General features: G+C 69.8%; 19 protein-coding genes. 12 read left to right on the forward strand and 7 right to left on the reverse strand.

Annotated elements, in window-relative coordinates:
• The first annotated feature begins 56 nt into the window (after positions 1 to 56).
• The gene (locus IE302_RS21360) at positions 57 to 1,430 is read left to right on the forward strand and encodes a MinD/ParA family ATP-binding protein (protein WP_191256224.1); all 1,374 of its coding nucleotides are present in this window, start codon (positions 57 to 59) and stop codon (positions 1,428 to 1,430) included.
• 11 nt (positions 1,431 to 1,441) lie between these two features.
• Here IE302_RS21360 and IE302_RS21365 read toward each other — a convergent pair whose 3' ends face one another.
• Together IE302_RS21365 and IE302_RS21370 are read right to left on the reverse strand one after the other, a co-directional pair.
• Positions 1,442 to 1,624 (reverse strand): hypothetical protein, encoded by a 183-nt coding sequence (locus IE302_RS21365; protein ID WP_005151794.1) that lies wholly within the window; start codon positions 1,622 to 1,624, stop codon positions 1,442 to 1,444.
• Between the two features lie 149 nt (positions 1,625 to 1,773).
• Positions 1,774 to 1,986: a BldC family transcriptional regulator gene (locus tag IE302_RS21370; protein ID WP_005151795.1), complete on the reverse strand. Its 213-nt coding sequence runs from the start codon at positions 1,984 to 1,986 to the stop codon at positions 1,774 to 1,776.
• 248 nt (positions 1,987 to 2,234) lie between these two features.
• Between IE302_RS21370 and IE302_RS21375 the strand changes: the two genes are divergently transcribed.
• From IE302_RS21375 to cds1, 3 genes are read left to right on the forward strand one after another with little or no spacing between them, the layout of a single operon-like run.
• Complete coding sequence (locus tag IE302_RS21375) at positions 2,235 to 2,708, forward strand: Lrp/AsnC family transcriptional regulator (protein WP_191256225.1); 474 nt, start codon at positions 2,235 to 2,237, stop codon at positions 2,706 to 2,708.
• Between the two features lie 11 nt (positions 2,709 to 2,719).
• Entirely contained in the window at positions 2,720 to 2,998 is a 279-nt protein-coding gene (locus tag IE302_RS21380) for a DUF4229 domain-containing protein (protein WP_191256226.1), read from the forward strand.
• Positions 2,995 to 4,077 (forward strand): L-cysteine desulfhydrase Cds1, encoded by a 1,083-nt coding sequence (cds1, locus tag IE302_RS21385; protein ID WP_191256227.1) that lies wholly within the window; start codon positions 2,995 to 2,997, stop codon positions 4,075 to 4,077. Before IE302_RS21380 ends, cds1 begins: the two co-directional genes overlap by 4 nt.
• A 19-nt stretch (positions 4,078 to 4,096) precedes the next feature.
• Here the strand turns inward: cds1 and IE302_RS21390 are convergent, their stop codons facing one another.
• The 4 genes from IE302_RS21390 to IE302_RS21405 form a co-directional block, all read right to left on the reverse strand.
• Positions 4,097 to 4,966: a 1,4-dihydroxy-2-naphthoate polyprenyltransferase gene (locus IE302_RS21390; protein ID WP_191256228.1), complete on the reverse strand. Its 870-nt coding sequence runs from the start codon at positions 4,964 to 4,966 to the stop codon at positions 4,097 to 4,099.
• 93 nt (positions 4,967 to 5,059) lie between these two features.
• Complete coding sequence (locus IE302_RS21395; protein ID WP_167333169.1) at positions 5,060 to 5,218, reverse strand: hypothetical protein; 159 nt, start codon at positions 5,216 to 5,218, stop codon at positions 5,060 to 5,062.
• A 62-nt stretch (positions 5,219 to 5,280) separates the two neighbouring features.
• On the reverse strand, positions 5,281 to 6,405 hold the full coding sequence (menE, locus tag IE302_RS21400) for an o-succinylbenzoate--CoA ligase (protein WP_191256229.1): 1,125 nt from the start codon (positions 6,403 to 6,405) through the stop codon (positions 5,281 to 5,283).
• A 288-nt stretch (positions 6,406 to 6,693) separates the two neighbouring features.
• Positions 6,694 to 7,617, reverse strand: coding sequence for a 1,4-dihydroxy-2-naphthoyl-CoA synthase (locus tag IE302_RS21405; RefSeq protein ID WP_191256230.1), 924 nt, complete (start codon positions 7,615 to 7,617; stop codon positions 6,694 to 6,696).
• Between the two features lie 57 nt (positions 7,618 to 7,674).
• On the opposite strand from IE302_RS21405, the gene menD reads away from it, so the two are divergent.
• The 3 genes from menD to IE302_RS21420 all read left to right on the forward strand — a co-directional run bounded on the left by menD (position 7,675) and on the right by IE302_RS21420 (position 11,446).
• The gene (menD, locus tag IE302_RS21410; RefSeq protein ID WP_191256231.1) at positions 7,675 to 9,351 is read left to right on the forward strand and encodes a 2-succinyl-5-enolpyruvyl-6-hydroxy-3-cyclohexene-1-carboxylic-acid synthase; all 1,677 of its coding nucleotides are present in this window, start codon (positions 7,675 to 7,677) and stop codon (positions 9,349 to 9,351) included.
• A 108-nt stretch (positions 9,352 to 9,459) separates the two neighbouring features.
• On the forward strand, positions 9,460 to 10,980 hold the full coding sequence (locus IE302_RS21415) for a M1 family metallopeptidase (protein WP_191256232.1): 1,521 nt from the start codon (positions 9,460 to 9,462) through the stop codon (positions 10,978 to 10,980).
• 22 nt (positions 10,981 to 11,002) lie between these two features.
• Positions 11,003 to 11,446: a DUF3592 domain-containing protein gene (locus IE302_RS21420; protein WP_191256233.1), complete on the forward strand. Its 444-nt coding sequence runs from the start codon at positions 11,003 to 11,005 to the stop codon at positions 11,444 to 11,446.
• A 179-nt stretch (positions 11,447 to 11,625) separates the two neighbouring features.
• Here the strand turns inward: IE302_RS21420 and IE302_RS21425 are convergent, their stop codons facing one another.
• Entirely contained in the window at positions 11,626 to 12,456 is an 831-nt protein-coding gene (locus IE302_RS21425; protein WP_191256234.1) for an inositol monophosphatase family protein, read from the reverse strand.
• Positions 12,457 to 12,567: 111 nt separating this feature from the next.
• On the opposite strand from IE302_RS21425, the gene IE302_RS21430 reads away from it, so the two are divergent.
• From IE302_RS21430 to IE302_RS21450, 5 genes are all read left to right on the forward strand, one after another.
• Entirely contained in the window at positions 12,568 to 13,686 is a 1,119-nt protein-coding gene (locus tag IE302_RS21430) for a glycosyltransferase family 4 protein (protein WP_229907880.1), read from the forward strand.
• Between the two features lie 3 nt (positions 13,687 to 13,689).
• On the forward strand, positions 13,690 to 14,793 hold the full coding sequence (locus tag IE302_RS21435) for a glycosyltransferase family 4 protein (RefSeq protein ID WP_191256236.1): 1,104 nt from the start codon (positions 13,690 to 13,692) through the stop codon (positions 14,791 to 14,793).
• 125 nt (positions 14,794 to 14,918) lie between these two features.
• The gene (locus IE302_RS21440) at positions 14,919 to 15,689 is read left to right on the forward strand and encodes an AfsR/SARP family transcriptional regulator (protein ID WP_191256237.1); all 771 of its coding nucleotides are present in this window, start codon (positions 14,919 to 14,921) and stop codon (positions 15,687 to 15,689) included.
• Positions 15,690 to 15,758: 69 nt separating this feature from the next.
• A complete protein-coding gene (locus tag IE302_RS21445) occupies positions 15,759 to 16,463 on the forward strand; it encodes a demethylmenaquinone methyltransferase (protein ID WP_191256238.1) in 705 nt (234 codons plus the stop codon).
• Complete coding sequence (locus tag IE302_RS21450) at positions 16,460 to 17,746, forward strand: geranylgeranyl reductase family protein (protein WP_191256239.1); 1,287 nt, start codon at positions 16,460 to 16,462, stop codon at positions 17,744 to 17,746. Before IE302_RS21445 ends, IE302_RS21450 begins: the two co-directional genes overlap by 4 nt.
• The last annotated feature ends 403 nt before the right edge of the window (positions 17,747 to 18,149 follow it).

The raw sequence follows: 18,149 nt of genomic DNA on the forward strand, positions 1-18,149 counted from the left end.
ACTACCGTCAATACTGAGGTAATGGGGGTAGACGTGCGCGGAGGAGGAATTCAGCGGTGACCGGACCCAGCGAAGAATCGGCTCCTGGCCACCCCGAACCCACCGAGAGCGTCCAGCCCTCGGAGTTGTTCTCCGAGGACCGGACGGACTCGGCGCCGCATCCTCCCGCGAGCGCCTTCGAGGCCGAGCCGACCCAGGTCGTCCAGCCCCAGTACCAGGAGACCCAGTACCAGGAGACCCAGTACCCGCAGCAGGGTCAGTACCCGCAGCAGCAGCCCGTTCAGCAGCAGCCGCCGCTGCCGCAGCCGTCGCAAGGGCAGTACCAGCAGCCCTACGACCAGAACCTGCCGCCGTTGCAGCCGCAGGCCCAGCAGGTGCCGCAGCAGCCGGCCGCCCAGTACCCGCCTCAGCAGCAGTACGCGCAGCCGCCGCAGCAGCCCGTCCAGCAGCAGGGGGTCCCGGGGCTCCCGCAGCCGCAGGGCAGGCACGCGCTGCCGGACGAACTCGCCACCGCGAGCCTGGTCAAGCCGCAGAAGCGCAAGCCGCAGTCGGGCTGGCGCAAGGCGCTTTACGTGGGCACGGGCAAGCTGGTCAACCCGGGGGAGAGCCCGGCCGACACCCGCAAACGCGAGCTGATCGCGCAGATCAACCAGCCGCTGCGCGGGTGCTACAAGATCGCGATGCTGAGCCTCAAGGGCGGCGTCGGCAAGACCACCACGACGACCACGCTGGGCTCGACGTTCGCTTCGCTGCGCGGTGACCGGGTCGTCGCCGTCGACGCGAACCCGGACCGCGGGACGCTGTCGCAGAAGATCCCGATCGAGACCACCGCGACCGTCCGGCACCTGCTGCGCGACGCGGACAAGATCACCAGGTACAGCGACGTCCGTTCGTACACCTCGCAGGGCGGGAGCAGGCTGGAGATCCTCGCCAGCGAGCAGGACCCGGCGGTTTCGGAGGCGTTCTCCGAGGACGACTACCGGCGCACGGTCAACCTGCTGGAGCACTTCTACAACATCGTGCTCACCGACTGCGGGACCGGTTTGATGCACTCGGCGATGAAGGGCGTCCTGGACGTCGCGGACGCGCTGGTGGTGGTCTCGTCAGGCTCCGTGGACGGGGCGCGCAGCGCGTCGGCCACCCTCGACTGGCTGGAGGCGCACGGCTACGGCGACCTGGTCAAACGGTCCGTCGCGGTGATCAACTCGGTGCGGCCGAAGGGCGGCTCCGTCGACCTCGACAAGCTCTCCGCGCACTTCGGCGCGCGGGTCCGTTCGGTGTGCCGCATCCCGTTCGACCCGCACCTGGAAGAAGGCGCCGAGATCGAACTGGACCGGCTCGGCGCCGACACCCGGCTGGCGTTGCTGGAACTGGCCGCCACCGTCGCCGACGGCTTCGGTGGCCAGCAGTACCAGCCGATCCAGCCCTAAGGGCGTTCTCTTTACTCTTTGTCCTCGTCTTTACCCTTGCGCTGCTGCTCGCCGAGCTTGCGCAGGAAGTCGGGGTCGTCGTCCGGGGCCAGTGTCGGCCGCGACGAGGGCACCCCGACGCGCTCGATCCCGAACGCGCGCCACAAGACCACGGCGACGGTGAGCGCTCCGATGGCCGCGAGCAGATAGATCATGCCCGGTCCCTTTCCGCGTGGAGGACGTTGCTCAGTCCCACGAGGCTAGCCCCTTTGCCGCGCGCGGGGGGACCCACGGATACCCCAATGTGACGAAGGGCCATTGCGAACCCTTCGTCACCGGAGTCCCGTTTGGGAGAAATGCCTGTTCAGACCTTGCGAGCGGGTTCGCTGGCGTCGGTGGTGAGTTCGGCGAGGAGCTCGTTCACTTCGGCTTCGCGGAACCGGCGGTGCCCGCCGGGAGTGCGGATCGAGCCGATCCGGCCCGCGGTCGCCCATCGGGTCACGGTCTTGGGGTCGACCCGGAACAGGGCCGCCACTTCACCGGGGGTGAGCAACCTTCCGCCCATGGTCGCGGTCATTTTCCGCCTCCTTCACGGTTCCAGTGCTAAACCGGAGGCGGGCACTGTGCCCGTCGTGCCGGGTAGCCAACACGGCAATCGTTGCATCTCACCCGTCAGGTACTCGAACGGTTGTCCAACAGTAAAGAGCCCTTAAAGGTCAAAACCGACAACCACGACATGCGCATCCGTGCGTCGAGGAGTTGTCACGGATGTACGAAAACGCGCCCTGATCTCGCGAATCGGGCCGCGGCCCCTAAGGTGTAGCGGTGGACCAGGTGGATCGGAAGATCATCGCGGCATTACGGGAGAACGGCCGGGCTACCTACGCCGACCTCGGCCGGTCTGTCGGGCTTTCGGCGTCGTCAGTGCACGAGCGGGTCGGCAAGCTCGAGGCCGCCGGCGTGATCACCGGCTACCACGCCATGGTCGATCCCAGCACGGTCGGACTCGGGGTGACGGCGCTCGTCGGCATCCATCCCACCGACACCGCGACCGACGAGGACGTGGCGGCCGCGCTCGCGGCCTTGGACGAGGTCGAAAGCTGCTACGCCGTCGCGGGTGACGAGGCCTTTGTGGTCAAGGTGCGCGTGGCGACCGTCGACGATCTTGAGAAGTCGCTCAACCGGTTGCGGCGGATCCCCGGCGTCGGCCGGACGAACACCACCGTCGTGCTCTCCACTCGCTTCGAAGGGCGGCCCAACAACGCGGGCCTGGAGGACGAGCGGAACGGCAACGCGTAGCCTGCGTTGATGTGAGCGACAATCACCTGCCCCGAGACCTGACGTTGTACTTGCTGGCCAGGTTCGCCCTGGTCGGGGTCATCGGCGGCGGGTTGCTGCTGGCCAACGTCCCGCTGCTGGTGGCGCTGCTGATCGGGCTGCTCGTCGGGCTGCCGCTGGGCATGCTGCTGTTCCGCTCGCTGAACGCGCGCGTGACCGCCGGGCTCGCCCGCCGCAACGAAAAGCGCGCTCGCGCCCGTGCCGAACTGCGCTCCCAGCTGCGTGGCGACCGAGCGGACGGGACGGCGTGAGCCGGCTCCACAGCCGCAGCTGGGTCCGCGAAGCCGTCCGCATCATCGAGGCCGACGCGAACCGCAGCGCCGACACGCACCTCCACGTCTTCCCGTTGCCCGCGGACTGGGGCATCGACCTGTACCTGAAGGACGAGTCCGTCCACCCGACCGGCTCGCTCAAGCACCGGCTGGCGCGTTCCCTGTTCCTGTACGGCCTGGTGAACGGCCAGATCGGGCAGGACACCGTGCTCGTCGAGGCCTCCAGCGGTTCGACGGCGGTTTCGGAGGCGTACTTCGCGCGGATGCTCGGGCTGCGGTTCATCACCGTAGTGCCGCGCAGCACCTCGCCGGAGAAGATCGCGCTCATCGAGTTCTACGGCGGCGAATGCCACTACGTCGACCGTGCACCGGACATGTACCCGGAGGCCGAGAGGCTCGCTTCGGAGTGCAACGGCCACTACCTCGACCAGTTCACCTACGCCGAGCGCGCGACGGACTGGCGCGGGAACAACAACATCGCCGAATCGGTGTACGCGCAGATGCAGTCCGAGCGGCACCCCGTGCCGACGTGGATCGTGGTCGGCGCCGGGACCGGTGGCACGAGCGCGACCTTCGGCCGCTACGTGCGCTACAAGCGGCACACCACGAAGATCGCCGTCGTCGACCCGGAGAACTCGTCGTTCTACGGCGCCTGGGAGACCGGCGCGCTCGACTACGCGACCGGAATGCCGTCGCGGATCGAGGGGATCGGGCGGCCGCGCGTCGAACCGTCGTTCGTGCCCGGCGTGATCGACGAGATGCTGCAGGTGCCGGACGCCGCCTCGCTGGCGGCGATCCGCGTGCTGCGCGAGCGGACCGGGCACTGGGCAGGCGGCTCGACCGGGACGAACCTCTTCGGCGCGTTCACCCTGATCTCGCGGATGGTCTCGGAAGGCCAGGCGGGCAGCGTCGTCACGCTGCTGTGCGACGGTGGCGAGCGGTACGCGAACACGTACTACGACGACGCGTGGCTGGCGCAGAAGAACATCGACATCGCGCCCTACCTGGAGAAGTACCGGGAGTTCCTGGTGAGCGGGAAGCTCGCCCCGGAGGGCTGAAGGGCCCCTTCAGCCCGCTTCAGAGGGCGAGGGCGACCGCGGTCAGGATCGCCCAGCCCAGCATGGCGAACCCGGTGTCGCGCAGCGCCGGGATCAGCGCCCGCCCCTGCGCGCCGCCGCCGACGGCCTTGACCGACTTCAGCAATAGCGGCGCGGTCAGCAGGCCCAGCAGCGCCCAGGGCGTCACGAAGGCGAGCAGCACGCTCACGACGTACGGGACCGCCACCAGCACCAGGTAGAGCCGCCGCGTGCCCTTGTCGCCGAGCCGGGTGGCGAGCGTGCGCTTGCCGGACTCGATGTCGGTCGGGATGTCGCGGAGGTTGTTGGCGGTCAGCACACCGGTCGAGAACGAACCGACGGCGACCGCGCAACCGAGCGCGGTCCAGCTGAGCTGTCCGGCTTGGACGTACACAGTGCCCAGCACGCCGGCCAGCCCGAAGAAGACGAAGACCGCGATCTCGCCGAAACCGTAGTAGCCGTAGGGCTTTTTGCCGCCGGTGTAGAACCAGGCGCCGAGGATGCAGACCGCGCCCATCGCCAGCAGCCACCACAGGCCGCTGATCGCGACGAGCACGAGCCCGAGGACTCCGGCGAGCCCGAGTGATGCCAGAGCGGCCGCCAGGACCGCTTTCGGCTTCGCGACCCCGGAGCCGACCAGCCGCAGCGGGCCGACGCGGTTCTCGTCCGTGCCGCGGATGCCGTCGGAATAGTCGTTGGCGTAGTTGACGCCGACGATCAGGGCCAGCGAGACCAGAAGCGCGAGAACCGATCGGGACCACGAGAAGCCGTCGAGCGCGAGCGCGGCGCCGACTCCGGCGACCACCGGCGCCACCGCGTTGGGCAGCGTCCGCGGGCGCGCCCCTTCGATCCATTCACCAGCAGTCGCCATGCCGCCATTCTGGCCCTGGTCACTACCGGCCGGTATGCGGGGCTCGTCACCCGCCCGCGGCGTCGAGCCACCGCGAGCGGACGACGAAGCGCACTACTTCAGATCGTTGATCGTGTCTTCCAGGGTCCAGGTGAGCGTTCCGCTGTTCGGAACGGCGGTTTCCGGTTCGTCCGCCAGCGCGGGCCCGGCCAAAGCGACCAAGCCCATCGTGACGGCGGTGCAGGCCAATACTGTGCGTGTCCAGCGCGTCATACCTAGACGTAAACCCGCGAGTAATGATCATGTCAACAAAGTCCCAGTAAACGGTGGAGAATTCACGACCTTCGTAGGAGATTCCTGACGGCCGTCCGATCGACCTTTCCGGGACCCCGCAAAGGGAGTTCTTCGGCGAACTCGACCCGCTTCGGCGCGGCCGCCGCACCGGCCTCTTCGCGGCACGCGGCGCGGAGGGAATCGACGTCGCAACCAGCGCCGACGACGAGTGCGACGACGGCCTCGCCCCACTCGGGGTCGGGTACTCCGACCACGCACGCGTCGCGAATCCCGGGCTGCGCGGTCAAGATCCGCTCGACGGCCGCGGCGGCCACCTTCACCCCGCCGGTGTTGATCATGTCGTCGACACGGCCGAGGATCTCCAACCGCCCGTCGGACGACCACCGGCCGCGGTCGGAAGTGCGGAAGCGGCCGCCCTCGAAGGCCTCCGCGGTCAGGTCGGGTCGCAGTCGGTAGCCGTGCGAGAGCACGTCACCCGTGATATAGACCCGCTCGTCCTCGAGTTCGACGGTTACTCCGTCCAGCGGTACGCCTTCGTAGACGCAGCCGCTGGCGGTCTCGCTCATGCCGTACGCGGGGACGATCTTCACGCCCGCTTCGGCCGCGCGCTCGCGTAGCCCGGCGGTGGTCGCCGCGGCCCCGATGATGATCGCGTCGAAGGCGCGGGCCGCCGCCAAACCCGGGCCGCCCGCGTCGAGCAGCCGCCCGAGCTGGGTCGGCACGAGGGCGGTGTAGCGGGGTCCATCGAGGGCCAGCAGGGGCGCGGCCGCTTCGGCGAAGTCGTCCGGCCGGAAACCGGGGGCGTGCAGCGCGGCGGGCGTCGTCCCGGCCAGCAGCGAGCGGACCAGCACCTGGAGCCCGCCGATGTACTGCGCCGGCGTCGCGAGCAGCCAGTGACCCGGTCCGCCGAGCCGCGCGTGGGTGGCGTGCGCCGACGCGGCGAGCGCGGCGGCCGAGAGCAGGACACCCTTGGGCTCGCCGGTGGACCCCGAGGTGGCGATGATCACCGCCGTCCCGGGCTCGGCCGGGCGTGTCGGCTCCATCGCGTCGCGCAGGGCCTCCGACGCGTAGGGGAGGACGGCCGGGCCGCCGCCGAGCGCCCCGGCCAGCGCCGAGGTCAGCTCGGTGATCGACGCCGGACTCCCGTCCACCTCCACCGCACGCATCCCGCCACCCTACGTCCCGCCCCGGATCGCGTTTAGGGGGCGAAACGCAGGTCGGCGGACCCGCGTCCCGGATCGCGTTTAGCCCGCTAAACGCAGGTGGGTGCGGGGGTGCGCCGGATCGCGATTAGGGGGCGAAACGCAAGTGGGCGGGCCCGTGCGCCGGGTCGCGTTTAGCCCGCTAAACGCAGGTGGGTGCGGGGGTGCGCCGGATCGCGATTAGGGGGCTAAACGCAAGTGGGCGGGCCCGCGTCCCGGATCGCGATTAGGGGGCTAAACGCAGGTCGGGCGTCAGTAGTAGTAGGGGAAGGCCGACCAGTCGGGGGAGCGTTTCTCCAGGAAGGAGTCCCGGCCTTCGACGGCTTCGTCCTGCATGTACGCCAGCCGCGTGGTCTCGCCGGCGAAGAGCTGCTGGCCGACCAGGCCGTCGTCGGTGAGGTTGAACGCGTACTTCAGCATGCGCTGCGCCGTCGGCGACTTGCCGTTGATCGCCCACGCCCAGTCCAGCGCCTCGGCCTCGAGCTTCGCGTGCGGGACGGCGGAGTTGACCGCGCCCATCGCCTGCATCTGCTCGGCCGTGTACTCGCGCCCGAGGAAGAAGATCTCCCGCGCGAACTTCTGCCCGACCTGCTTGGCCAGGTACGCCGAGCCGTAGCCGCCGTCGAACGAGCCGACGTCGGCGTCGGTCTGCTTGAACCGCGCGTGCTCGGCCGAGGCGAGCGTGAGGTCGCACACCACGTGCAGCGAGTGCCCGCCGCCCGCGGCCCAGCCCGGGACCACGGCGATGACCACCTTCGGCATGAACCTGATCAGCCGCTGGACCTCCAGGATGTGCAGCCGTCCGGCCCTGGCCGGATCGATCGTGTCGGAGGTCTCCCCGTCCGCGTACTGATACCCGGAGCGTCCGCGAATACGCTGGTCACCACCGGAGCAGAACGCCCAGCCGCCGTCCTTCGGCGACGGGCCGTTGCCGGTGAGCAGGACGCAGCCGACGTCCGAGCTCATCCGCGCGTGGTCGAGCGCGCGGTACAGCTCGTCGACGGTGTGCGGACGGAAGGCGTTGCGGACCTCGGGACGGTCGAACGCGACACGCACGACACGTTTGCCTGAGCGGCTCTCAGAGGAGCGGTGATAGGTGATGTCGGTGAAGTCGAAACCTTCGATCTCGGTCCACAAGGCGGGGTCGAACAGCTCGGAAACCTGGGCGTCATCCACGTTTGGGAGAATAGGACGTGTGGCCGTGAGTCGTAGAGTGAAACCCGAGGTCTGCCGGTGAATCCTTCCACCGCGCAGGCCAGGGTGATCGTCGACGAACTCGTCCGCAACACCGTCTCGCACGTCGTCCTCTGCCCGGGCTCACGCAACGCCCCGCTGTCGATCGCGCTCTACGACGCGGCGGCCGCCGGACGCCTTCAGCTGCACGTCCGCATCGACGAACGCGGCGCCGCCTTCCTCGCCCTTGGCATCGCCGCGCGCACCGGCCGTCCCGTCGCCGTGCTGTGCACCTCGGGCACCGCGGCCGCGAACTTCCACCCCGCCGTCCTGGAGGCCGACCGCGCGGGTGTCCCGTTGATCGTCCTGACCGCCGACCGCCCGCCCGAGCTGCGGGCCGCGGGCGCGAGCCAGGTCATCGACCAGCACCAGCTCTACGGCAACGCCATCCGCTACTTCGACGAGCTCGCCGTCGCCGAACGCCGCGCCGGGCAGAACTCGTACTGGCGCGGCCAGATCTGCCGCGCCTGGAACGCCGCGTACGGCGAATGGCGCTGCGGGCCGGTGCACTTGAACATCCCGTTCCGCGAGCCGCTCGTGCCGGAGATCGACGATGACGGCGAGTGGTACGAGTCACTCGAAGGGCGTCCCGACGGCGCTCGCTGGACCGAACTCCCCGACTTCGGCGCGCTTCCCTCGTTCGTGGTGCCCTCGGCCCGCCACGGCCTGGTCATCGCGTGCGACACCGGCGTGCAGGCCGCCAGCGAATGGGCCGAACTGCACGGCTGGCCGGTCGTCTCCGAGACCGGCGGCATCGGGCTGGCGGGCGCGACGGCGATCTCGTCCGGCGCGTGGCTGCTCGGCGTCGAGGAGTTCATCTCCCGGCACAAGCCCGAACAGGTCCTGTGCATCGGCAGGCCGACGGTGTTCCGGCAGGTCCAGCGGGTGCTGTCCGATCCCGGCGTCGAGGTGCTGCTGGTCCGGCCCGATTCGGACTGGCCCGCGCCCGCGCACAACGTCCGCCAGGTCGGCCAGTGGTTCGACGAGCCGACCAAACCGGCCGATCCGGAGTGGCTCGCCAGCTGGCAGCGCGCGGACAAGGCGGCGTCGTCGGCGGTGACCGAAGCGCTGGCCGCCGAGCCGTGGCCGAGCGGGTTGCGCCTGGCCACCGAGCTGGTCGACGCGGTGCCCGAGGGGTCGTTGCTGGTCGTCGGCTCGTCCAATCCGACCCGTGACGTCGCGCTCGCCGGACGGCTGCGGCCCGACGTCCTCGTGCACCGCAACCGCGGCGTCGCCGGGATCGACGGCATGGTGTCGACCGCGATCGGCGCCGCGACCGTCCACAGGGGACATTCGTACGCCCTGCTCGGCGACCTGACGTTCCTGCACGACGCGAGCGGTCTGCTGACCGGGCCCGCCGAACAACGCCCCGACTTGACGATCGTGGTCCTCAACGACGACGGCGGCGGCATCTTCTCCCTGCTGGAGCAGGGCGCGCCCGAGCACAACGCGAGTTTCGAGCGCGTTTTCGGGACGCCGCACGGCGCCGATCTCGGCGCCCTGTGCGCCGGTTACCGCGTGCCGCATGTCGTCGCCGAGACGCTCACCGAGTTCCGCGAGGCGCTGAAGCCCGCGCCGGGTCTGCGGGTGGTGGAGGTCCGGGTGGACCGAACGCGCCATCGCGAGCTGCACGCGCGACTCCGTACGGCGGTTTCCTCCGCCGTACGCGCTGTCTAGGCGTTTCGCGTCTCAGTCCAGAGGGTAGGAACCCCTCCTTCGGACGTGTCTCGGTGATGATCATCTGGATAGTTTCGAGCGCGCTGACAAATCCTGGGAGGATTCGCAATGCGCTTGAAGACTCGCGCCGGCTTCGCCGGATTGACTGCGGGCGTCGTCTCGGTGCTGCTCGCGAGCACCGCGGCGGCCGCGCCCGCACCCGGCTCGATCGGTATCGGTGACCCGTACTATCCGCACGCCGGGAACGGCGGCTACGACGTCGGGCACTACGACCTCCGGCTGACCTACCAGCCCTCGACCGACCTGCTGTCCGGGGCGACGACGATCCTGCTCACCGCGACGCAGGACCTGTCCCGGTTCAACCTCGACTTCGGCCTGAAGGTGTCGAGCGTCCGGGTGAACAACCGGCCCGCGCAGTTCGCGACGTCGACCGACGGCACCGGTGAGCTGAGCGTCACCCCGGTCACCCCGCTGAAGAAGGGCCAGACGGCGACCGTCGTCGTGGCCTACGCGGACACGCCGTCGAAGGTGAAGATCGACGGCTTCACCGCCTGGAAGAAGACCCCGGACGGCGCGCTCGCCGTCGACGAGCCGCAGAGCGCGGCCTGGTGGTTCCCGTCCAACGACCATCCGACCGACCTGGCCACTTACGACATCTCGGTCGAGGTCCCGAACGACGTCGCGGCGCTGTCGAACGGCACGCTCGTGCGCAAGACGGTGCAGCGGCCGGGCTGGACGCGCTGGAACTGGCGCAGCACCAAACCGCAGGCGACGTATCTCACGTCGCTGGAGGTCGGCAAGTTCGAGGTGAACGAGCAGACCACGCCGGACGGCAAGCCGTTCATCACCGCCTACGGCGCGGACCTCGGCGAATCGCTCGGCGCGGCCAAGGCCAGCATCGAGCGGACGCCGGAGATCACCGAGTTCCTGGCCTCGAAGTTCGGGCCCTACCCGTTCGAGGCGCAGGGCGGCGTCGTCACCACCGGAATCACCTTCGCACTGGAGAACCAGACGCGGCCGGTGTACGGCGCCCGGGCGTTCCGGTCCGGCTCCAACACCTCGATCGTCGCGCACGAGCAGGCGCACCAGTGGTTCGGTGACAGCGTCACGCTCGGCAAGTGGAGCGACATCTGGCTGAACGAGGGCTTCGCCTCCTACGGCGAGTACCTGTGGTCGGAGGAGAGCGGCGAGGGCACGGCCGACGAACTCGCCCAGTACGTCTACGACTCGTTGCCGGCCGACTCCCCGTTCTGGCAGGTCCTGCCCGCCGATCCGGGCGCGGACAAGCAGTTCGACGCGGCCGTCTACAACCGCGGCGCGCTCGCGGTGCACGCGTTGCGCAAGGCTGTGGGCGACGACACGTTCTTCCGGATCCTGCAGACCTGGCAGCAGGTGAAGAAGAGCAAGTCGGCGGTGATCCCGGAGTTCATCGCGCTCGCGGAGAAGGTCTCGGGCAAGCCGCTGTACGACCTGTTCCAGACCTGGCTGTACACCAAGGGCAAGCCCGCGGTGGGTCCGAACGGGACGCCGCCTGCCGCGCTCAGGGCCGCTGTGGCACCGGTCGCACCCAAGTCCTACCCGCAGATCAAGGCGACCCATGAATTCCTCGCCGAGCGACACGCCCACTGACGGGTAGCGCTACGCTCGCGGCGTGACGGCCAAAGCGGAGCGGGTGAGGCGCATCGGGTGGTATGCCGCCCTCGTTGTCGCCTCACTCGTCACCGTGCTCTGCGTCTCGCTGCTGTTCGCCGCGTTCCGCAACGACAGCGCGATCGAAGCGCAGCTCGGCCAGGCGACCGCACAGGTCGAGACCGTGTCGTTCGATCGGACGATCATCAACTACGCCACCCCCGACGGCATCATGCACAGCCCGTCCAACGGCGTGCTCTACCCGGCCGGGCTGGCCGCCGGGCAGCTGGTGAACATCGAGTACGACGCCGGCGACCCGGAACTCGCGCGGGTGGCCGGGCGCTCGGCGACGAACACGCTGCTGCCGCTGGGCAGCATGATCTTCTTCACCTGGGTGATCGCCGGGCCGCTGCTGTGGTGGATCCGGCGGCAGAACGTCCGGTCTCGCGCCGAGTCGTCCGTCTGATCACGCGAGTCCCGCGTCTGATCACGTGTGTCGTCCATCCAGGCACGCGTGTCGTCCCTCTGATCACGCGAGCCGTCCGATGAGGCCCGCGGGCTCGCTGTGCGGAACCGGCGATCACGCGTGATCAGAAGGCGATCACGCGTGATTGAAGGCGGGGCTCGCGTGATCGGAGGGCGAACTCAGCCGACTGACTCTCGCCACCAGCCCAGCACCTCGTCGGCCACTCCCGGAGCAGCCACCAACAGCGCGTCGGAGGGCAGCGCCGCGTCTTCCCCGTGCCGGTCCAGCACCACGGCGCCCGCCTCGATGGCCAGCGCGACCGAGCCGGCGACGTCCCATTCGCGGTAGCTGTGCAGCACCGCGGCGGCCGCGTGTCCCAGCGCGACCTGCGCGATCGCCAGCGCGGCCGAGCCGAGCACCCGGACCCCGGCGTGCGCGGCGGCGGCCCGTTCGATGAACTGGCCCATCCCCGGCCAGACACCCTTGCGCGTGAGTTCCGTGCAGACGATCGCCCCGGCGGTCCCGCGGCGGTCGGTGAGCGTGATCGGCTTCCCGTTCGCCCGAGCGCCGCGGCCGCGCGCGGCGGCGTAGATCTGGGCCCGGTACGGGTCCGCGACCACGCCCACCACCGGCCCCGAAGCGTCGATCAGGGCGAGGCTGTACGCGCACCAGGGGACCCCGGCGACGTAGTTCGCGGTGCCGTCGACCGGGTCGACCACCCAGCGGTATTCGGCGACGTCGGCGCCGTGGTCGGCGCCGAATTCACCGCCGACGACGGGGATGCCGGGGAACTCGGCGGTCAGCACGCGGCGGGTGTGGCGTTCGAGGATCCGGTCCGTGTCGGTGACCCAATCGAAGGGTGAGTCCTTCGGATCGGGCTGGGCACCACGGCCCGCGGTCGCGGTGATCACGTCGGTCGCGTCGTTGGCCAGCCGCCCGGCCACTTCGAGGGCCCTCGACAACAGCCCGGGCTCGACTGGCTGAGGCGGCCTTGACGACAGGAGGGTCATGCCTGCCTAGTGTGGCCGAAACTGGTTTACGGAACACGACCTTGAGATGACATGTCGTCTGTTCCGTTTTTGTTGGCGTGGGCGTCACAACCGGATGCGAAAGTGATCGTCGTGCGAGTCGCGATAGTCACCGAAAGTTTCCTGCCCCAGGTGAACGGCGTGACCAACTCCGTGCTCCGCGTCGTGGAACACCTCCGCGACCGCGCGCACGACGTGCTGATCATCGCCCCGGGGCCGGGTCCCGGGGAGTACCTCGGCGCCCCGGTCGTGCGTATCCCCGCCCTCGACTTCCCCGGCGTGAACTCGCTCCCGGTCGGCGTGCCGACCAGGACGGTGCTCACCGCGCTGGCCGATTTCGGGCCGGACGTGGTGCACCTGGCGTCCCCGTTCGTGGTCGGCGCCCGCGGGCTCGCCGCGGCGAGACGGCTGCGGGTGCCGTGTGTCGCGGTGTACCAGACCGACATCGCCGGTTTCGCCGCCGCGTACGGCTTCGGCCTCGCCGCCCGCGCGGCTTGGCGCTGGGTACGCCGCCTGCATTCGCGCGCCGACCGCACGCTCGCGCCGTCGTCGGATTCGATGGAACAGCTGAAACTGCACGGGATCCCGCGGGTGCACCGCTGGGCGCGGGGCGTCGACATCGAGCGGTTCTCGCCGTCCCACGCCGATCCGGCGTTGCGCGCCGAGCTGGCCCCGAACGGTGAACTGCTGGTCGGGTTCGTCGGCAGGCTCGCGCCCGAAAAGGAGGTCGAGCGGCTGACCGCGCTCGCCGGGGTCGACGGGATCCGCGTGGTCGTCGTCGGTGACGGGCCGGAACTGCCGATGCTGCGCGAACGCATCCCGGGCGCGGCGTTCCTCGGCGCTCGATACGGCGAAGAGCTTTCCGCCGCGTACGCGAGCCTCGACGTCTTCGTCCACACAGGACCGCACGAGACGTTCTGCCAGGCCATCCAGGAGGCGATGGCGTCCGGGCTCCCGGTGCTCGCCCCGGACGCGGGCGGCCCGAAGGACCTGGTCCTGCCCGGCCGCACCGGTTACCTGCTGCCCGCCGACCGAGCCGGGTTCGCGACGGCGCTGGTGGAGAAGGTGAACGACCTGCGCGACGACGCGTTGCGCGCCAGGCTGGGGGAGAAGGCGCGCAAGGTGGTGCTGGGCCGGACCTGGCCCGCGGTCTGCCGGGAACTGGTCGGCCACTACGAGGCCGTCCAGGGCAAAGTCGCTCGCGCGGCCTGACCCGTGCACATCGTGCAGCTCGCCAACTTCTACGGGCCACGCTCGGGCGGGCTGCGGACGGCGCTGCACCATCTCGGCGCCGGTTACGTGGCCAGCGGACATCAGGTGACCCTCGTGGTGCCGGGGCAGCGCTACGCGGACGAGGCGCTGCCTTCGGGCGTCCGCCGGTTTTCTCTTCCGGCACCGCAGATCCCGGGCACGGGCGGCTACCGTGCGGTCGATCCGCACCGGGTCCGCGCGGTGCTGAACCGCCTCGAACCGGACAGACTGGAAGTGTCCGACAGGCTCACGCTGCGCGGTATGGGCGTCTGGGCGCGGCGCAACGGCGTGCCCAGCATGGTGATCTCGCACGAACGGCTGGACAGGCTGCTGGAGCAGTTCCTGATGCCGGAGCCCGTCGCGCGGCGCGTCGCGGACGTCGCGAACCGGCGGATGGCGCGGGGCTACGACACGGTCGTCTGCACGACGGCGTTCGCCCGCGCGGAGTTCGACCGGATCGCCGCGCCGAACGTGCGGCGCGTCCCGCTCGGTGTCGACCTCACGACGTTCGCCCCGGCCCGGCGCGACGACGGCTGGCGGCACACGCTGTCCGGGAACGCGGACGCGCTGCTCGTCCACTGTGGACGCCTGTCGCCGGAGAAACACGTCGAGCGCAGTGTGGACACCGTCGCCGAGCTGACCGAGGCGGGGCATCGCGTCCGGCTCGTGATCGCGGGCGACGGGCCCCGGCGGCGGGCGCTGGAACGGCGGGCGCGCGGGCTCCCGGTGACCTTCCTCGGCTTCCTCTCCGGACGTGGCGACGTCGCGCGCCTGCTGGCCAGCGCCGACGTCTCGCTCGCGCCCGGTCCACATGAGACGTTCGGGCTGGCGGCGCTGGAGGCGCTCGCCTCGGGCACGCCGGTGGTGGTCTCGGCGTCGTCGGCGCTGCGGGAGATCGTGCGTCCCGGCTGCGGTGAGGCCGTCGACGATCGCGCCCCGGCGTTCGCGGGCGCGGTCACAGATCTGCTGGAGTGCCCCGAGGACACGCGACGGGCGGCGGCGCGGGCGCGAGCGGAGGATTTCGCCTGGCCGCGATCGGTCGAAGGAATGCTCTCCGCACTCAAGTGATCTCCATCCATGCCCCCGCCACCACCCTCAACGGAGGAGCTTCGCTCCCAGGCCTGATCATTTGTATCTTCTTTGTACAACCGGCATTCATCGTCCCCTCACGCCATCGAGCGAGAGGACGGCACGTGAGGTTCGAAGTACTGGGAACGTTCAGCATCTCTTCGGGTTCGCGGTCGGTCCCGCTGCACGGCCGGATGAGAAGAACGCTTCTCGGCGTGCTGCTGGTCCGCGCGAACACCTACGTTCCGGTGAACGTGCTCACCGAGGCACTGTGGGAGAGCCGGTGGGAGCCCCGGGCGGTGCCGAAGCTGCACTGGCACGTCCACAAGCTGCGGCAGGCCCTGCCCGAAGGCGACCGGCTCGGGTTCGACAACGGCGGTTACCGGCTGGAGGTCCACCCTGGCGAACTCGACGTCGAGACCTTCGAGACGCTCGGGAGCCAGGCGCTCAAGTCCGCGGACCCCGCGCAGCGCGTCTCCCTGATCCGGCAGGCCCTCACGCACTGGCACGGCGCGCCCTACGACGGCTTGGACGTCCCGCTGCTTTCGGACGAGACCATGCGCCTCTCGGAGCACCGCCTGGTCCTGCTCGAAGAGCTCTACCAGGCCGAACTGACCCTCGGGCGGCACGCGAGCGCGGCCCTCGAACTGGCGGATCTGGTGCGGCGGCATCCGTTGCGGCAGCGTGCCCAGTACCTCCTGATGGACGCTCTTTGGCGGGCCGGGCGCACGTCCGAAGCGCTGGCGGCGTACCGGCGGGCGCGCCGGTTCTCGGTCGACCATCTCGGCCTCGAACCGGGGCCGGAACTGCGGTCGCTGGAGCGGAGGATCCTCGCCGGCGAGGTCGCGGGGGCCGGTGCGCACCGTGCCCCGGCGTTGCTTCACCGGACCAGGTGACCCTACGGGGCGTCGCTTTGCTCCCGCTTGGCCGAAGTGTCTCAGCGGCGGCGAGTTACTGTTCGGGGTATGTCCCGAGCGAGTCTTGACAAGGATCCGCACGAAGTCGCCGCCATGTTCGACGACGTCGCGGACGGCTACGACCGCGCGAATTCGTTCATGACCTTCGGCTTCGACCGCCGCTGGCGCACCATCACCGCACGGGTGCTGGACGCCAAACGCGGCGAGAAGGTGCTGGACCTCGCGGCGGGCACCGGCGTGTCCACCGTCGAGTACGCGCGCAACGGCGCGTGGTGCCTCGCCGCGGACTTCTCGGTCGGCATGCTCAAGGCGGGCAGGCATCGCGGCGTCCCGATGGTGGCCGCCGACGCGTTGAAGCTGCCGTTCGCCGACGGCAGCTTCGACGCGGTGACCATCTCGCTCGCGCTGCGGAACTTCGTCGACACCAAGGCCGCGCTCACCGAGATCGCGCGGGTGGTCAAACCGGGTGGCCGCCTGGTGATCTGCGAGGTGTCGACGCCCACATTCCCGCCGATCCGGTTCCTGCACCGCAAGTTCATCCTGCGGCTGCTCACCTGGGTCGGCAGCCGGACCTCATCGAACCCCGAGGCGTACTCCTACCTGGCCGAATCCATGCTGGCGTGGCCGGATCAGCGGACGCTGGGGGAGATCATCGCGAGCGCGGGCTGGACCGAGGTGGAGTGGCTGAACCTCACGTTCGGCGTCGTCGCCATCCACCGTGCCAAAAAGCCCTCCGTAAACTCGCGGCCATGACACGTCGCAACCCTGACCACGACGCCGAAGTCATCGTCGTCGGTGCCGGTCCGGCCGGCTCCACCGCCGCCACGTACCTCGCCCGCGCGGGCGTCGACGTGCTGCTGCTGGAGAAGACCGAGTTCCCGCGCGAGAAGGTGTGCGGCGACGGTCTGACCCCGCGCGGCGTCAAGCAGCTCATCGACCTGGGGATCGACACCAGCGAGGACGCGGGGTGGGTGCACAGCCGCGGCCTGCGGATCCTCACCGGCGAGCTGACGCTGGAGCTCGACTGGCCGGATCTGACCAGCTACCCGCCCTACGGCGTCTCGCGGACCCGTCAGGACTTCGACGACCTGCTCGCGAAGACCGCGGTCAAGGCGGGCGCGCGGCTCTACGAGCGCACCACCGTCACCGGCGCGATCACCGGCCCCACCGGCCGTGTGATCGGTGTCGAGGCGAAGGTCGGCCCGGAGAAGACGCCGGTGAGCTACCGCGCTCCGCTGGTCCTGGCCTGCGACGGCGTCTCCGCGCGGCTCGCGCTGAGCGTCGGCATCCAGAAGAACGAGAAGCGCCCGATGGGCGTCGCGGTGCGGCAGTACTACAAGAGCCCGCGCCACGACGACCCGTTCATCGAGGGCCACCTGGAGCTGTGGGACCGCTCGGACCCGCGCGACCCGAAGCTGCTTCCCGGCTACGGCTGGGCGTTCCCGCTGGGCGACGGCACGGTGAACGTCGGCCTTGGCATGCTGTCGACGTCGGCGGCGTTCCGCAGCACCGACTACCGCGCGCTGCTGCGCCAGTGGCTCGACGGGACGCCCGAGGAATGGGGCTACCGCGAGGAGAACGCCATCGGCAAGGTCGGCGGCGCCGGTCTCCCGATGGGCTTCAACCGCACCCCGCACTACCGCGACGGCCTGCTGCTGCTCGGCGACGCGGGCGGCATGGTCAGCCCGTTCAACGGTGAGGGCATCTCGGCCGCGATGGAGTCCGCGCAGCTGGCGTCGGAGTTCGTCGTGCAGGCGCTGGCGCGGCGCGAAGGACCTTCGCGTGAGCGGGCGCTGGAGGGCTACCCGCGCGCTGTCGGGGAGCTGATGGGCGGCTACTACCGGCTCGGCAACGTGTTCGCGAAGCTGATCGGGAAGCCGAAGGTCATGCACGCCGCGACGAAGTACGGGCTGCGGATCAACTCGATCCTTCCGTTGGTCTACAAGGGACTTTCCGGCTGCTACGACGCCAAGGGCGGGGACGGCGTCGACCGCCTCATCGCCGCTCTGGCCCGCGCCACCCCCACTCCGCGCTGACCCCACGCTGACGCCACGCATTTCGTCCTCTGATTGCGGTAGTTCGCGTTCTGAACTACCGCAATCAGAGGACGAAATGCGGTGGGCCAGGGCGCGCGACCACACGTCTGGACCAGTCACGGGTACTCCGCGCAGTGGTATCGGTCACAGGACAAAAGTGGTCAATCGGACGTCCCGAGTCGATCTTCGGAACGACGTCGCAGGTCACCGGTATCGCACGCGGGAAGAAACCGTGCTGGCCGTGCGGTCAAGTTAGGGCAGCCTTATAGCACGGGGCCTAGGGACAAGAATGTGAGTCACGTCCTACACTCCCCCCATGCTTTGTGAATCGCTTCACATCCTCGACGGGAGGCTTGTGAACTATTTCACAAGCAAGGGGGTCGTCATGCACGGCCCGTAAGGG

Source organism: Amycolatopsis oliviviridis, from assembly GCF_014654365.1.
Lineage (GTDB): Bacteria > Actinomycetota > Actinomycetes > Mycobacteriales > Pseudonocardiaceae > Amycolatopsis > Amycolatopsis oliviviridis.

Bases quoted from the DNA above. Each gene is read 5' to 3' on its own strand.
- IE302_RS21370 (WP_005151795.1), bottom strand. From the start codon at position 1,986: ATGACCGCGACCATGGGCGGAAGGTTGCTCACCCCCGGTGAAGTGGCG.
- IE302_RS21415 (WP_191256232.1), top strand. From the start codon at position 9,460: ATGCGCTTGAAGACTCGCGCCGGCTTCGCCGGATTGACTGCGGGCGTC.
- IE302_RS21445 (WP_191256238.1), top strand. From the start codon at position 15,759: ATGTCCCGAGCGAGTCTTGACAAGGATCCGCACGAAGTCGCCGCCATG.
- IE302_RS21390 (WP_191256228.1), bottom strand. From the start codon at position 4,966: ATGGCGACTGCTGGTGAATGGATCGAAGGGGCGCGCCCGCGGACGCTG.
- IE302_RS21365 (WP_005151794.1), bottom strand. From the start codon at position 1,624: ATGATCTATCTGCTCGCGGCCATCGGAGCGCTCACCGTCGCCGTGGTC.
- IE302_RS21450 (WP_191256239.1), top strand. From the start codon at position 16,460: ATGACACGTCGCAACCCTGACCACGACGCCGAAGTCATCGTCGTCGGT.
- IE302_RS21425 (WP_191256234.1), bottom strand. From the start codon at position 12,456: ATGACCCTCCTGTCGTCAAGGCCGCCTCAGCCAGTCGAGCCCGGGCTG.
- menE (WP_191256229.1), bottom strand. From the start codon at position 6,405: ATGCGTGCGGTGGAGGTGGACGGGAGTCCGGCGTCGATCACCGAGCTG.
- IE302_RS21395 (WP_167333169.1), bottom strand. From the start codon at position 5,218: ATGACGCGCTGGACACGCACAGTATTGGCCTGCACCGCCGTCACGATG.